This window comes from Pseudomonas sp. IT-P258, assembly GCF_949767825.1.
GTDB lineage: Bacteria > Pseudomonadota > Gammaproteobacteria > Pseudomonadales > Pseudomonadaceae > Aquipseudomonas > Aquipseudomonas monachiensis.
In genome coordinates this window covers 1-218 of record NZ_CATKPU010000007.1, presented here as the reverse complement: position 1 = coordinate 218, position 218 = coordinate 1, and the positions used below count along the sequence as shown (strand labels likewise).

1 pseudogene is annotated in these 218 nt (G+C 63.3%); it reads left to right on the top strand.

Going from position 1 to position 218, the window contains the following annotated elements:
* Positions 1-218, top strand: a pseudogene (locus tag ACM6G4_RS00030) (ornithine decarboxylase); the annotation flags it as partial.

The window sequence follows — 218 nt, the reverse complement described above, 5'->3', positions numbered from 1 at the left end:
TACCACGGCAACCAACTGGAAACCGCCGCCAAGGCCTATGAAGAAAGCCTGCTGCCGCCGTTCTTCGACGCGCTCAAACACTACACCGAGGCGGCCAACGCCACCTTTGCCTGCCCCGGTCACCAGGGCGGCCAGTTCTTTCGCAAGCACCCGGCCGGCCGGCAGTTTTTCGACTTCTTCGGCGAGACGCTGTTTCGCGCCGACATGTGCAACGCCGA